This is a genomic window from Spiroplasma clarkii (genome assembly GCF_002795265.1).
Lineage (GTDB): Bacteria > Bacillota_I > Bacilli_A > Mycoplasmatales > Mycoplasmataceae > Spiroplasma_A > Spiroplasma_A clarkii.
This window is the reverse complement of the sequence record NZ_CP024870.1, coordinates 827420-843715: the sequence shown is the minus strand read 5'-3', so window position 1 is coordinate 843715 and position 16296 is coordinate 827420. Positions and strand designations below refer to the sequence as shown.

Genomic DNA, 16296 nt, shown 5'->3' with positions numbered 1-16296 from the left:
AAATCGCTATTGTACTTCCACCTTTTTCCGGACAAAAAATTAAATTACATTTATATTGAATGTAAAATAATATTGTTAGGAAAGAGGTTTTTTTATGGGACATTACTCAGCAAAGCAAAAAGAAAAAATAATTTTAAAATTTAGAGAGAGCAAGACAAAGGCCAAGAATTTTGTTAAAAGTTATGGCATCTCAGATCAAACACTTTTAAATTGGTGTAAAAAGTATGATCAATCTGGAATTGATGGTCTTGGGGCACCAAATTCAGCTGATAAAGAAGAACTAATAATTTTAAGAAATGAAGTTAAAGAACTGAAGAAGAAAAATGCCGAATTAGAAACTAGAAATGAAATGTGAAAAAGAATTGAGGCCCTGATAAGTAAAAAAAAGTAGTTAAATGGGAGCTTAATATAATTAAATGCTTAGTTGTTGAGGAATTTATCTACAATGAATTCAAAATACCTAAAAATGGCTTATTAAAAATTGCTCAACTTCCAAAAAGTACATACTATGAATGAGTGAAGCAAGGGAAACCTAGGGTAAGATATTATGATCATGATTTTTATTTAAATATTGAGCAGAGCTTTATTGATTCAGGAAAAACCTATGGTTGTAAAAGAATTGCAATAGATTTGCTCACTAAGGGGATAGCTAAGTCATCACATAAAAAAATATTGAGATACTTTAAAATGAGAAGCATCTCCACCAATAATCATGTGAAATGAAAAAATAAGGTAGCAAAACCTGAAAAGGTTGGTAAATACCCAAACTTGTTAACTGATCCTGAAAATTTTGATAAGTATGGTGATGTTTTTTCAGTAGACATAACAGAAAAGGAATTCAATGGTGAAAGATACTATACCTGTGGTTTTTATCATATTAAAATGAAAAAAATCTTTGGTTTAGTAACAGAAAAAAATAAAGGGAATCAACTTGTAGAAAAATCATTTCTAAAAATGACTGATGAATTTGGTGTCTTCTTGCCAAACAGTGTAATACACTCAGATAATGGTTCTGAATTTAAAGCATATAATTATAAGTTGATGCTAATGTACTTTAATTTGATTCCAAGCATGTCAAGAATAGCCAAGTCTACAGATAATGGTTGGATTGAAGGGTTTTGATCAGTTTTTAAAAGAGAATGCTTAAAAGAAAATTACTGTTATAAAGGACTTGCTGAGTATCAGCTAAATGCAAGTTTATATCAAAAATTTTACAATTATGTGAGAATAAAGTTGTAAAATATGTGTGTCCGGAAAAAGGTTACCTGTCAAAACAAATCGCTATTAAATTATTTTATAATCTTATTGTATTTTTAATGTATTAATTATTTTGTGATGTGAGATAAATAATTCAACTTAAAATAAAATGAATAGTTAGTACTTAAAATATACAAAAAAAGAGAGTGAATGAAAAAATGAAAAAATTATTAGTGCTTTTGGGAGCTTTAAGTCTAACTGCGTCTGCTAGTGCTGGAGTAGTTGCTTGTTCTCCAAAAGAAGCAAACAAAAATGATGCAAGTGCATCAAAAGTTTTAGTTGCAAAAATGATGAGTGAATACAGTAAAGCATTATTTTTAAGTCAACATGGAACAACAAAATCAAAAGTTCATGTTAGTTCAACTGACATCTTCAATGAAGTTATTGGTAACTTTAAAATAGCTGATATGAATTTACAAGATGCAGCACCAACTAGTACTGACAAAACTTATTTTAAACAACTAGTTGCTGAAAAAATTGATACTCAAAACCTAATTAGTGAGGCAAAAATTAGTGGGGAAGCATACACTGCTGGAGTAATTAGTTTAAAACCAAAAAGTAATGAGACACTTGATACTATTATTTCACAAGTGCCAAAAATATTAACATTATTAGCTTCACCGCAATCTGCAACACAAGCTATCCAATTAATTGGTGGAGATGATATTTCTCAACTAGTGTCTCCTGACACTTTAAAACAACTTGCACCAAGTTTGGATGCCACCAATCTTGCAAAACTTGCCACAGCATTTAGTGCTGATGTTTATGCCGGGTTGACATATAGTCAAGCTATTGATTCAAGTATAATTGGTTTGGCAAATGCTATGAATCTTTTAACAAATAATAATTCAGATAAAGAATTTGCATATGCCACAAGTGCAGATATTGACACAAATATTGAAGCTGCAGTGACAAGTTTAGCTAAAAATATTCATAGTTTAATCAAGGGTGAAACTAAAATTAAGTTTGACATTAACAAAGATATTCCAGCCGTTGCTGAAATTATTCGTTTTATTAGAACATTGCTAGTTTACTTAAATACATTTAGTAGCGAAGAAATTACTGGATCAATACTTTCTGTTGATACTGTGCAAAAGCATAAGGCTGCTCAATTTGATATAACAAAAAATCAATTTGATGTTAATAAGTTATTTCAAAGTTTGAGTTTTATGGCAAATAATGAGGATGGAGTTACTGTCTTTAAAAATATCATTAACATTTTATTAAGTAGCAAGGGGTCAATAAATGCCTTTGGTGACCATAGTAAATCAAAAAATGATTGGGGTTACACTTCAATATTAACAAAACTAACTGAACAGCTTGCAGGTCAATCTAAATTTGAGGCTGCGGGTTTTCCTGTCTATGTAGACTCAATAATTAGAATTATCCTTAACAAAGGAGTTGGTCAAACAAATATTATAGCACCTATGATTTTTGGAGCGTTACCAAAACAAAAAGATAAATTCCCTGATTTTTTAAAAGACTTAATCACTAAAATTGATATAAAAAATGGGGAAGAATGACAAATATTTCAAAATGATTGATTGGATTACCTTTGAGAAAATGACAATAAGGTTTTAAATTTCACAATTAAAGATATGTTAAAACAACCCATAAGTGATTTAACAAGTAAGTTCTCAAAACCTGAAGTTGGTTTTGAGAAAGTCACCAACTCAGAATTAACTCCATTGACAAATCAAAGTTTTCAAACCATTGTTACAGATATTGCTAATGACTTGAGTGGTAAACCAGCCATCATAAATTTTGATGCCTTTAAAGATTTTATTACTGCTTGTCAAAAGGATGAAGTTTTAGCAAGCGCTTTAAATAATCCTGAAAAATTTTTTACAACTGTTGGTTATGATAAAGACCACCAAGAAATAATTAAAGGTTCAGCTTTAGAAAAATTAGTAAATATTACAAGTAATAGTAAATGAATTAATTCAGTTATCAATATTTTTCAAAAATATATAGCTGCAGAAACAGAAAAATTAGCTGCAGTTAAAAGTGATGTCATAGCAGATTTACAAAAAATCTCAGTCACCACTGTAGAAACTGGTAACAATATATATTCATATAGTGTCACTGACGGGAATGTTACAAGTTTATATAAAATTAAACTTGGATTATTAAAAGGTAAATATGTAATTAACTCAATTGATTTTTAATAAAATTTACATATTTTAAAATCTTCAAAATAATAAATAATTGTATTTTCAAAGTTTGTCAAAAAATGCCAAGCATATTGTCTTGACAAATATTTTAGAACTAATTAGATTTATAATTTCAGTTCTTGATAACTAAAAAATTATTTATTAAGTCCAGAAACTCTCAAAGTATTTGAGAGTTTTTTTTAAATTACTGATTGTTTTTTGAAAAAAAGAATTAATTTTAAAATGTTGATTTTTGCCCATTTTTTTTAGTATAATAAATGTAGTCTTTATCTTGAGTTATTAATTTTAGGCTTGATGATAAAGGTTAAAAAACAGAAAATATGAGGTGACAGAGAATGATCGGAATTATTTCGACCGCTTACTTTACAGTTAAGGACCGTTTAGGAGTTAAAACTGTTAAAAAATATTGATGAAGAAATATGGTTATCCAACATGTTAAATACAGAGGAAAATTCTTCATTATCGCAACAATAGGTTATGGTAAAGCAAATGCTGCTATGGCAATTACTTATTTACTAGAAGAATACAAAACTTTAGAAACTGTATTCAATGTAGACTTAGCTTTATCAACAAATGACAAATTTGATACAACAGATACTGTTATGTCAACTAAATTTATTTATAGAGATGCAGATCTAACACCATTTAAAGATATTAAATATGGACAAATCGTGCATGAACCTGAAGCTTTCTCATTCAACACAGAATTGGTAAGTAAAGTTAAAAACTTTAAATTAGGAGTATCAGATGGAATTGTTGGAACTGCAGATATGTTAATCTACAATTCAAAACAATTTAAAGAAATGGTTGACAAATTTGGTCAAACAATTGATGTAATTGATACTGAAGCAGGAGCAATTGCTCAAGTTTCAAAAAAATCAAACGTAAACTTTGTTTCAATGAAAATTATGTATAACAATGCTTTATCTCCATGAGATAATGATCCATTACACAAATTTAAAATCTATGAAACAACAAATACTTTAAAATACTTATTAGCAAGATTATTAAACTTAATGTCATCAAATTACATTATTGATTTCACAAAAAATTCACATGATGAATTAGAAATTATTAATGAACTATTTGAATTAGAACATGACGCTTGAGTAAAAAGATTCAAAAAAGATACAGTATCAATTATTTCAGGATTAGGACCATCAGTTATGTTAATTGATAAAAAAGGTCAAAAACCAGAAGCATTAGATATTGTTGAAGTTATGAAACCAAAAATTGAAGAAGAAGGACCATCAAAAGTTATTTTAGGTGAGGATGAATGAAAAAATGCTCCTAAAAAATGATTGCGTAAAATGATGTTCTTAGAAAATATTCATGTAAATGACGATGAATTGTTATGAAATAAATCAGCTAAATATGATTTAAAAAATGCAAAAATTTACTCAATTGAAGATGTAACAAAAAATATTTCAAAATTAATTGCAGATAGATCACAAGATAAATCAGCATATGCTTATGATGGAACTACTGTAAATAAAAAACACTTATTGGTAGCAATTGATGCACCAATCGTATTCTACATTTCAAACAATGACACTCATGAATTTGTTGATAGTAGAAAACATGGTTCACAATTAGTAGCAAATGAATTTATTAAATTCTTAAATGCACAATTAGCAGAAGTTGAATCTCCATTTGAAAAAATTATTATCTATGGAAAAATTCCAGCTATTGGAGCAACTAAACTACCAATCTTTATTACAACAAAATCAAAAGCAAATCAACCAATCGTGTTCTCCGGATACTCACAAGCAGATCAGAAAAAATACACAGTGGTTGACATTACTAGAAATGACAACGACCCAATTAAAGTTGGATCATTCAAAGTTACAATTCGTTTAAAATCACACTTCTAATTAGTTAGAACTGATTTTATTAAATCTTACAATTAACCCATTCAGTACTTGAATGGGTTTTTTCATTTCATTTCTTTTTTTATCGCTAAATTTGTGTATAATCATCATATGTAGGTGAAAATATGAGCAAAAAAAATCAAGACAATGTAGATCAAATATTTGAGGAACTAATGTCATTGCGAAAAGATAAACAACCAACAAATACTGAAAAAACTAATGAACCAAAGAGCTTATTAAGTATCATTAACCATGCCAAGGCAACTATGAGCCAGGTTAATGCTTCAAAATGAGCAGATCCCGATGATGACACTGAAAAACAAAAGCAACTTAAAGCAAAAGGCAAATCTATGTATGATGCAGATGTTTTACGTGAGTCAATTTTAAAAAAACAAGCAGAAAAAAGAGCAGGTAATTCCTTTGAAGCATTACGTGCTACAATCAAAAAAAACAAAGAAGAATATGAGAAATAAAATGTTTTTTAACAAACAACTATTTTTTTGTGATAAATTATTTCTAGACAAGGATATTAATAATTTGAAAGATAGGGGAACAGGGCAGTGAAGGATACAGCAAAAGTAACCGAACAAACTGAAGCACTTGATGAAGTTGTTGAGCAAATTCATGAAGAGTTTAGTTCAAAAGAAGAAGAAAAAGCTATTAAAAAAGTAGCAAAAGCCTTAATTAAAGACAAAAATCAAATTGATTTGTCTCACATTGAACACAAAATTATGTCTCGTCGAGAACAAATCTTGTTAGTACAAACATATTTTAAGACTAAATTTTGACGAGATTTAGCTTGACTAACCTTAGCAGCATTTTTAGTAACCATTGCTTTTGACTACTTTATTTCATCAACTGGACGTGTTGGTCTCTTCCCAGCAGGGATTGGGGCCATAGCCAGGTTTTTTGCTATTTGAACATTCAAAAGTAATACTCAAATGCAAAGTTCATTTTACTTTATTTATTATTTTGCTATGAATATTCCCTTATTTATTTTTGGATACATCAAGTTGGGAAAAAAATTTACTTATACTACTATTTTATTTATTGGTTTACAAATTGCTTTTGACCAAATTTTACAATTAATTCCAGTAGTAAACCCAAATTCTTTTCACTTCATTGTTAACTATAAACTTCTAAGTGGTATTCAAGGGTCATGAAATTCAGGAATTTGATTATTCATTTTTGGAACCCTAGGAGGAGTGCTAGTTGGTTCAGCTTATGCTTTAGTGTATAAAATTGGTTCTTCAACAGGAGGATCAGATTTCTTTACTATGTATTTTTCAAACATTAAAAATAAACCAATTGGGACTTTAAACCGAAATGTTAACTTTATCATTTTAGCTTTAGTAATTGTGTTAAATACTGCTATTTTACCTGTCTCAATGGTTACTCCAGATGTAAAAGTCAATATTTTACAAAGCATAAGTGTTGAAGATGCTCTAAAAAGATTAGATAAAAATAATCTTGACTTAGTTAGATCAATGCTAGAATATGCTCAAGCAAACCGTGCTTACATTAATGGAAATTGAGACCCACAATTTTTGTTTAATTTAGGTATTAATTCAAATATTCCAGATGGAGATGTTATCCAAGCAATTTGAGATAACTTTAATACAGCTCCAACCACTTTTAATCAAACTCAAGCCTACCAGTATTTGGTCCAGTTTGTTTGTAAAGACGGGTATGGTGATGTCTTACCATTAAGTATTGTAGCTCGCATTAAACTAGCCTACATTTTTGGACCATCATTATTTTCTTCAATTGCCTTAGTGTTATGTAGTGCTGTTGCCACTAACACACTATATCCAAAATATAAAGCTAGAACTTATTTAATTACTACAAATAAACCAAAAGAGATTAACAAAATTTTACTAAATAAAGGTTTTCAAAATGATATTTTAACTTGAGAAGCTACAAACAGAATTAATAAAAACTATTTGCACCGTTCAGTGTTGATGGTAGCAATGTCAGTAATGAGTTGGGATTTGCTTGAAAAAGATGTCTTTTTAGCAGATCCACAAGCTAAAATTAATATCTTAAAAACCAAAGATGTTAAGGGTATTTTTAATTATGAAATTAAAACCAATGATGAAAGGGATGTTATTCACAGAAAGGTCTCGACTGATGATGCAGAACTTGAAAAAATTCGTCAAATTGCTATTGTTAAATACAATAAAGAGCACAAACGTAAAATTAGAAAGAAACAAAAAAAATCTGATAACCAAGATTCAAGTCAAGTCTAAACATTTGTTTTTAACTAGTCTTTAAGTTAAAAACCTAATGAAAAATAAATAAATATTTTTGTAGCTATCAAAACAAATTTGGACTTTTAGTAATTTTAATACAACTTTTAATAAATTGCTAGTTTAATAGGAGTGCTTTTTATATCAACTTGAGTATTTTTTCTTAAAAAAGATAAAGTTTGATTGAGCTCAGACAGAGTTGTTTTTAATTTTTTGTGGCATATCTTCAGGTTTCACTCCTTCATTTTCAAGAACAACTTTTGATTTGTAGAGCATTTCATTATCAAATTCAATCATACTATAATAGTTATCACCAAGTGATGCGATAAGGTTACCATCACAACATTGAATTATCATAATCTCTCGTCTAGGTATATTTAATGGTGTTGTGAAATTGCATATAAAGTACTTTTTCTTTTCATAGGTAACAGTTAGATCTCTTGCAACCACTCTAATTGATTTGTGTCCCAAAATAATATTTAGATCTCCCTCAAATTTTTTGAATGAATTTGTAGTAAAATCTTTTTGAAGGGTTACAACATGATTATTTAAATACTCAACAAATTTTGGTAAGACTAGATTGGCCTCATTAATATTTGTGACTTTATTTTGTTCCATAAAGGTAGTGATTGTACCTTTAATGGTTTTTCAGAGCCTTTCAATCCTTGGTTTGAATTGTGGTGAAATTGATGATTGGATGTCAATACCTAAGTTTTTAGCTACAAATGCAAACTGAATTCGAGAATCTTCGGGCGAAGATTCTTTTTTTTCACTCCAAAAAGTTCTGCGTTTGTCAGTTCTTAGCACTTCAAAAGTCCCATAATTTTTTAAGACCGGTTTCAAAGCATTGAAATAACCTTCAGTAGTTTCTTGATGATCAAAATATAATCCTAAAACCTCTCCACTTGCCTCATCAATATAACCATGCAATGCCCAAATCTCCTCATCACTGAATCTTCAAAATGTAGCATCAGCTTCAACAACATGACCACGCCTTTGGGTTCTTGGCCTTGCAATATGGATATTTTCTTTTGCTCTTTCTGTAGCTGAGGAGGGAACCAGTAGACTTTGAGGTCTATTTTTCAACTCTTCTTCTTTTGCTAACAATTTGATAGTTTTTTTATGTGCCAGTTTTGAGCAATGATTTTTAGATCTTAAAATATTGTAAATATATGAATAACTCACCCACTGATAGTCATATCTTTTATCTGCTTTTAAATAGCGCATAAAATCCCTAAAATTACAGTTTAAGTACTCATCCCTAAAAATCCTGCTAATCTCTAGTGCTTGCATATGGGTTCGCTTTTGAGCATGCTTATTGTTTTTATTTTTGTGGATAAAGAAGGCCTCACCAATTTCTTTGTATTTTTTAATGGCATCATAAAACCATGATCTACTACCACCACTTTTTATCAAAAGTTCTCTTTTGGCTGCTTTATCCCTGGATAAAGCAGCCTCCCTAATAATATCTTGTATATGTTTGTTGGTTTTCATTTGTCTTTTACCTCTATAATTTCTTTTCATTTTTATTCCCTGATTTCCTTTATTATTATAATAAAGTCCAGTTTTGTTTTGATAACATTTAGTCCTTTTTTGTTTTGATAACAATGAAACCTAATGAAAAATAAATAAATATTTTAAAATTTTAGTCATATTTTTTGTATAATTATCTAGTATGGTGGTTGTATGGAAAAAGAGATATTTAAAGAGATTGTAGGGAAATTGCTGGAACTAAAACTTGTAGAAATTAGACGAGAAATTCCCCCTACAACAATCAATGATCTATACAATTATTTGATGAATGTAGTCTTAATTAATAACCAAATTAGGGATGTTAATGATGCATCATTCTTGATTATGAACATTAAAGTCAATAGGATTTATGAGTACTTAAATTTAAAAGATGTTACTGATAAATCAAGTGATACTTTAGAACATGATTTAAAATATATATTAGAAGGATAAGTGGTTGAAGTGATTGACAACACACAACAAAAAGATGTCATAAATAACCCCAAAAGGTCTAAACCTAAAGCTAAGCGTTTTTTTAACATATTCACTATTTTATTAATGATAGGGGCATTAATTTCAGGAATATTTTTCAGTACTCAATACTTTTCAGAAAACTACAAATTGGGGAGTGACTTTAAAGGACATTATTCTGCTTTAGTAGCAGTTAGTGATATTAGTGCTGATGCCAAAGAAAGCCAAAATAACCAACCAAATGGTGATGCTCGTGAAGCTGCTTCAGTTTTAGAGCAACGTTTAAACCCAATGGGAACAAACCAAATTATTGTTGAAACTGCTGGGGCAAACTATTTAAAAGTTTTGTCACCAATTGATGCATACAATAGTGAAACTGAATTTAAAAACCAAATTCAAAGAAATGGTGGAGCCATTATTCTTAATAAAGATCTAAAGGACATGCAGTTTACTGATGACACTAGAAAAGGTATTAATGAATACTTCACTTCAGCAAAATCAACTTCTATCACAAGCAATGCTGGTAAAAATCCAGCTATTGAATTTGATTTAAATGGTGAAACTTTCACTTCATTATTTGGTGAAAGTGAAAGTGAAATTTCATCAACAATTATGATTGATGCAGATGGACTTTATAATGACATAAGAAACTGATATAACTTAGTCCCAGGCAATGACCTAAGAACAAGAGTTGAAAGTTTTTATGACAATGTAATTAGAACACTTAAAATTAGTTATAATGCTGCTGGTGATAATAAACTAGATGAAAATCAAAAAAAAGTTATTGATGACCTATTTATTGGAAGATATTTAGAACGTAGTACAGGTAATGTTGAACAATACCGTTATGTCAATGTTTTAAATATTGCATCAGATCGTGAAGGATTTGTTACTACCTTCACCAACTATTTAAATAATGGATTTGAATATGTTTCAGATACTTCAAAATATGTTTATGACCCCAATGCTACAACTGATGATTTTGCAGCTGGAGGAAAATATTCTCAGAATGTTAATGGAAATGCCTTATCTGGTTCTGGTGGGGTTTCTCAAATTGAATTAGGTGTAATTCGTGATGTTTTTGAAAGAATAAATACTTTCATGGTTAAATTTGTGCGTGATTCAATTAATAGTTGAACTCAAAATTCAAAAATAATGGAAACAAAAATTCAAAGTTACTTTTTAATGGATGGAACCATCTTTAAAAGTGCAGGATCTACTAATGGAAACATTTTATTAGCAAACTCATATATTAGAGACAATAAATTAATTATTGAGTATTCAAATCAGCCTGAGTCAAAGGCAAGAATTGGTGCCGCTATTTTCAATGCATCAACCAGAGGTTTTGTTTTTACAGTTAATAACATTTCAGCAATTGGAGCCACAATTACATCAATAATGTTGTGAGTTTCTGCAGCCTTTCTACTATGTTTTGTCTTAGCGCTCTTAATTTATGCTTTAATAGCTTACAGAGTTATGGGAATTATTATGCTTGCCATCATTAGTGCAATTACAATGCTCACATTACTGGCTTCAACATGATTTAGTTTAACCTTAGGTGCAGAAGCAATCTTCGCAGTGTTTATTATTACAGCAATTAATCTAGAAATCTTTTCAATGATTTTTGAACAAACCAAGTTTAACATTTTCTTAAAGCAGAGAAATACAAAGGTGAGTTACAGTATTGCCGTGAAAGAAACAATTACTTTGGCAGTAGATATGTTAGTGGCCTTGATTATTCCAGCAATTTCAATGTTTTGAATTTCAACTAATGCCATTCAATCATTTGCTATTCTAGTCTTAATGGGAGTTGCTTTCTCATTTGTAATTGGTTTATTGTTTGGATTAATCCTTTATAAATTAGTTATTGCTACAAATATGTTTGAAAATAAAGCAGCATTATTTGCCTTAAACACAGATTTTGCCAATCAAAATAATGCTTGATTAGCTTATAAACTAAGAACTCTAAGAGTTAAGTTAGACAATTTAAATAATGCTACAAGCAAAAATGCTGCAAAAATTAGTGTAGTCACTAACAAAATTGCAGTTATAGAACAAAAAATTAGCAAAATTGATGAAAAAGTTAAAGCTAAAAACTTAAAATTAACAGAAAAATATAAATCAAGAATTACAAAAAAAATTACAAAATTAGAAACAAAAAAAACCAAACATCCAAAAAAGGTTTTCAAATTGGATTTAAAGATTGAAGAATTAAAATTCATTTTAGCAGATGATACTCAAGAAATCATTGAAGCTGAAAGTGAAATTCTACTATCAACAAATGCCAAAGTAAAAACCAATGTTGTTGAAAAACAAATTAAACGTGGTTCAAAAATCTTTGCTATTGTTATTGCTTCACTAACTGCAGTTGCTGCAGTAATTGGGGGTCTATTTGGACCAAATTATGATAATACTTTTGGTAATAGAACAGAATACACAATTTGAGGTAACCAGTTAGATCAAGTTTATACTGCCATTGAAAATGTACCTAACCGTACTGATATTGATGAGAGTTTAAGAAGTGAACTAGTTGACTTGCTTTCAAATCAAAGTACAGGAACTAATTCAGAAATTAGCATTGAATATACAGTTTCAAGTTTCTTAACAATTTTATTTAACAACCCAAGTTATGTAAACCAAGTGGCACAGTTGTCAAATATGAGTACTCGTCGTCAGTATCAGAATCATAAATTTATTGTTTCTCATGGTTCAAGTTTCACTTTCCAATCTGGAAGTACTTCTGACGAAGATGTACCTTGAGTTACCTTAGCTGTAATGACTACTAACTCAACCCAATCACAAGCAATTAGAAATCTATTTACAGTGGTTGGTGGTTTAAACCGTGAACAAGCTGTTAGTGAAAATGGTGGATACATTACCAAACAAATTCGTGCTTCAACAATCTTAAGAATGTCAGTGCAAATTTCATATGCATTATTATCAATTGTCCTAGTTATGTTAATTTACATCCTAATTAGATTTAAGTGAACATATTATATTGCTATGGTAATTGGAATTGTCTTAGTACCAGCAATTACACTTGCTGCAGTTATTGCCTTACACTTGAGTTTTGGAGTAGGAGTACTTGTGGCTATTTCAATTAGTATGTTGGTAATGGTCACATCAATGATGAGTGTGTTTGGGAAGTCGCGCTCCTTGATTGCTACAAAAGATGAAAATAGTCTAAAACAATTCTTCAAAGAAGAAATTAGTTTATCTGCTGAATTAAAGAATCTAAAAAGAATGATTCGTGATGAAATCTTTGTACAAAAAACTGAGAAAAAAGTTGCCTTAAAAGCAGATAACTTAACCAAAGAAGATATTGTTAAAATTAAAAATGATTTTAAAAAATACAAACATGAAAAATGATTAAGTTATAAAGATAAAAAACGTGAAACTAAGATTCAAATTAATCGAGTTTCTCGTAAAAATAACTACTTGAAAGAAGTTATGGTGCAAACCTTTAAATATGGTTTAAAACGTTCAATTCTTGTAGGTTTAATTTATATTGCCTTTGCAGTGTTGTTCTTAATTGCCTTTACACCAATTGCTACAATCGGAATTGCAATAGTAATTGCAGTTGTGGCCTCAATTGCAGTAATGTTGCTAATTTGTTTACCAATTTGAATGGCCTTAGAACAAATTAGAATTAGAAACCACTTAAGCCGTAAGCACTTTATCAATAACTTAAAAGTGAGTCGTGAAGAACAAATTATTGAAGGGATCAACGACTAGTTGATTAAAGGATTAAAGACATGGATCTAAAAAAATATATTGTTGATGTTAAAGACTTCCCAATTGAAGGTATAGTTTTTAAAGACATTACACCATTATTAAATGATGTTGAAGCATTTAAATACACAGTTGATGAGATGGTAAAACAAGTTAAAGCATCTCAAGCAACAGTAATTGTTGCACCTGAAGCACGCGGATTTTTGTTTGCTAGTGCAGTAGCTTATGCTGCTGGGTGCCGCTTTGTCTTGGTTAGAAAACCAGGTAAACTACCAAGAGAAGTTATGAATAAAGAATACAAATTAGAATATGGACAAGGTCATATTCAAATGCATATTGGAGATTTACAACCAGGAGATAAAGTGGCCATTATTGATGACGTTTTAGCTACTGGGGGAACAATGCAAGCAATTGTTAATCTAGTTCAAGATTGCCAAGCTAGTGTTGAAAAAATAATCTTCTTAGCAGATTTATCATTCTTGCATGATGCCAAATTATTTCAAGAATACAATAGTGTAAGTTTAATTACTTACTAAAAAAAGTCAAACTTTGCAGTTATCACTTCTGATCGTTGCAAAGTTTTTTGTTGTTTTCGAGACCTAATTATAATATAATCATTAGAGTAAACAGGGGGTGGCTTTATGTCAAATAAATTGAATGAAGAGTTCCACTATATTGAGTGTCGCGATGTCAACTTATTGTTAGAAGAAATGCGTAAATACATCCATAATGAAACAATTATTGAAGAAGTTCGTCAAGCTTATTTATATGCTGAAAACAAGCATGAAGGTCAAATGCGTAAAAGTGGTGACAAATTTATAATTCACCCTTTATCTACAGCATATTACTTAGCTCAATGAAAAATGGGTCCCAAAACAATTATTGCTGGACTTTTACATGATGTCATTGAAGATACACCTGTAACCCATGAAGAAATTGAACAAATTTTTGGAACTGATGTGGCAAACATTGTTGAATCAGTAACAAAAGTTAGTTTTTTTACCAAAGAAAATCGTGCTCAAATGAAAGCACAATACTTAAGAAAATTGTTTATTTCTATGATTCGTGACATTAGAGTTATCATTGTAAAAATTGCTGACAGAATGCACAATATGTTAACTTTAAAATACATGCCCCCTGATAAACAAAAAATTATTGCCAAAGAAACCTTAGAAATTTACTCAACTATTGCTCACAGAATTGGGATGAAAACTGCTAAAAACCTTTTAGAAGATTGAAGTTTTCGTTACTTAAATCCAGAAGAATACCAAAGAGTTTCTGCACTACTAGAAGAAGATATTGAAGCACGTGAACAAATTATTGATGAAATTATTTCAGATATTGAAAATAAAATAAAAGATTCGCAAAAAATCACTAAATTTGAAGTTTATGGAAGATCAAAGTCATTTTACTCAATCTATCGTAAAATGACCACATTTGGAAAGAATTTCACAGACATCAATGATATTATTGCAGTGCGGATTATTACAGAAAATGTGGATGAATGTTATACAGTAATGGGTTGAGTCCACCAAATGTATACACCTTTATCAGGACGTTTTAAAGACTATATTGCCACTCCAAAAAATAACTTGTACCAGTCATTACACACCACAGTCGCCAATAAGGATGGGATCATTTTTGAAGTTCAAATTAGAACTTTTAATATGGAAGACATTGCTATGCATGGAGCTGCAGCTCATTGAAAATATAAAGAAAATGAAAAAAATGTTAGTGTAGAAGCAAAACAAAAAGAAATTGATGAAAAAGTTGACATGTTTACTAGAATCATGAACTTAGAAAAATTAGCCTCAGAAGGTGAAGAAGTTGAATATGAATCTGGAATGGATAAATTAGAAGCTGAAATTGAAGAAACAGTTAAAAGTGACTACTTAACATCATTAATTTATGTATTAACTCCTGATGGACAAGTGGTAACCTTGCCATTTGGAAGTACAGTTTTAGACTTTGCATATAAAATCCACACTGAGGTTGGAAACCACACAGTTGGTGCTAAAATAAATGGGGTTTTTTCTCCATTTAATACAACCTTAGAATCTGGAGAAATGATTGAAGTGCAAACTTCAACTGAAATTGAACCACAAGAAAAATGGTTGAAGTTTGTTAGAACTTCAACAGCTAAAAAAGCAATTGAAAATTTCTTAGCAGATAAATCTCAAAAAATTGTCAGAGAAGAAACTATTTCAAATCAAAAATTAATTAGAAATACTAAAAGAGAGATTGATCGTTACATTATTGAAAATGACTTAAAGTGAAAAGTAAATTCACTAGAAGAAATTAAAAGAAAATTATTGGTTTTAGATTATAAAAATATTGATGATTTTTTATTATCAATCGGAAGAGGGGACTTTTCCATTAAAGAGGCCGTTGAAGTTGTTTTTGTTGAGGCCACTGATGAAATGAATGATGATCAAATCCTAGATATTAAAACTAGAAAGTACAAATCAACTTCAAGTCGAGGTGATATAATTATTAATAAAATGGAAAACCTGAGTTCAACCATTGCTGAATGTTGTTTTCCACTACCAGTTGAAGAAATTGTGGCTTTTATGTCTAAATCAAAGGGTTTTCAAATTCACAGAAGTAAGTGTGTTAACATTTTAAATACAAAAAATGTTAAAAATATTTTAGAAGCAGTTTGAAATGTTAAGAAATTAGCAAATCTCACTTACAAAGTTAAAGTGAGAATTGTTACAAGTGTTAGACCTGGAGTTTTACAGGGAATAGTTCAAGTGTTTGGTACACAAAGAATTGAGGTCACAGAAGCTAAATTGATTACTAGTGAAGAAGAGTTATTAACTCGTTCTTCAATGGTGCTTCAAGTCAGAGATCTTGAACACTTCAATACAGCTATAACTGCAATCAAAGAAGTTCCTGGTGTTGAATTAGCTGAAAGAGCATCTAGTGTTGTTGAAGAAGAAACAAATTAGTTAGTTCTGAAAAATTGGATCCAATAAACTTTTACTCACAATAAATCAATTTTTTTGACTTATTAATACTAAAAACAAT

Annotated in this window: 11 protein-coding genes; 10 read left to right on the top strand and 1 reads right to left on the bottom strand. The window is 29.7% G+C overall.

From position 1 onward, the window contains the following. Positions 1–94: 94 nt before the first annotated feature. From SCLAR_RS03725 to SCLAR_RS03700, 6 genes are all read left to right on the top strand, one after another. Positions 95–391 (top strand): transposase, encoded by a 297-nt coding sequence (locus tag SCLAR_RS03725; protein WP_100254044.1) that lies wholly within the window; start codon positions 95–97, stop codon positions 389–391. A 125-nt stretch (positions 392–516) separates the two neighbouring features. Beyond that, on the top strand, positions 517–1239 hold the full coding sequence (locus SCLAR_RS03720; protein WP_146637825.1) for a DDE-type integrase/transposase/recombinase: 723 nt from the start codon (positions 517–519) through the stop codon (positions 1237–1239). Positions 1240–1415: 176 nt separating this feature from the next. Next, entirely contained in the window at positions 1416–3425 is a 2010-nt protein-coding gene (locus tag SCLAR_RS03715) for a lipoprotein (RefSeq protein WP_100254591.1), read from the top strand. A gap of 341 nt (positions 3426–3766) precedes the next feature. After that, positions 3767–5305 (top strand): cytoskeletal motor fibril protein Fib, encoded by a 1539-nt coding sequence (fib, locus tag SCLAR_RS03710; protein ID WP_100254590.1) that lies wholly within the window; start codon positions 3767–3769, stop codon positions 5303–5305. Positions 5306–5427: 122 nt separating this feature from the next. Beyond that, complete coding sequence (locus SCLAR_RS03705; protein ID WP_100254589.1) at positions 5428–5775, top strand: hypothetical protein; 348 nt, start codon at positions 5428–5430, stop codon at positions 5773–5775. Between the two features lie 87 nt (positions 5776–5862). Beyond that, positions 5863–7551 carry a YitT family ABC transporter gene (locus tag SCLAR_RS03700; RefSeq protein ID WP_100254588.1) on the top strand — a complete coding sequence of 563 codons (1689 nt, stop codon included), beginning with the start codon at positions 5863–5865 and terminating at the stop codon, positions 7549–7551. Between the two features lie 123 nt (positions 7552–7674). Here the strand turns inward: SCLAR_RS03700 and SCLAR_RS03695 are convergent, their stop codons facing one another. Next, positions 7675–9075 (bottom strand): DDE-type integrase/transposase/recombinase, encoded by a 1401-nt coding sequence (locus SCLAR_RS03695; protein ID WP_100254164.1) that lies wholly within the window; start codon positions 9073–9075, stop codon positions 7675–7677. A 162-nt stretch (positions 9076–9237) separates the two neighbouring features. Here SCLAR_RS03695 and SCLAR_RS03690 point away from each other — a divergent pair, with 162 nt between their 5' ends. The 4 genes from SCLAR_RS03690 (at position 9238) to SCLAR_RS03675 (ending at position 16217) form a co-directional block, all read left to right on the top strand. Continuing rightward, entirely contained in the window at positions 9238–9516 is a 279-nt protein-coding gene (locus tag SCLAR_RS03690) for a hypothetical protein (protein WP_100254587.1), read from the top strand. Continuing rightward, positions 9517–13269 carry a protein translocase SecDF, variant type gene (locus SCLAR_RS03685; protein WP_100254586.1) on the top strand — a complete coding sequence of 1251 codons (3753 nt, stop codon included), beginning with the start codon at positions 9517–9519 and terminating at the stop codon, positions 13267–13269. 20 nt (positions 13270–13289) lie between these two features. Continuing rightward, on the top strand, positions 13290–13802 hold the full coding sequence (locus SCLAR_RS03680) for an adenine phosphoribosyltransferase (protein ID WP_100254585.1): 513 nt from the start codon (positions 13290–13292) through the stop codon (positions 13800–13802). Positions 13803–13907: 105 nt separating this feature from the next. Beyond that, positions 13908–16217 (top strand): RelA/SpoT family protein, encoded by a 2310-nt coding sequence (locus SCLAR_RS03675; RefSeq protein WP_100254584.1) that lies wholly within the window; start codon positions 13908–13910, stop codon positions 16215–16217. Positions 16218–16296 lie beyond the last annotated feature (79 nt).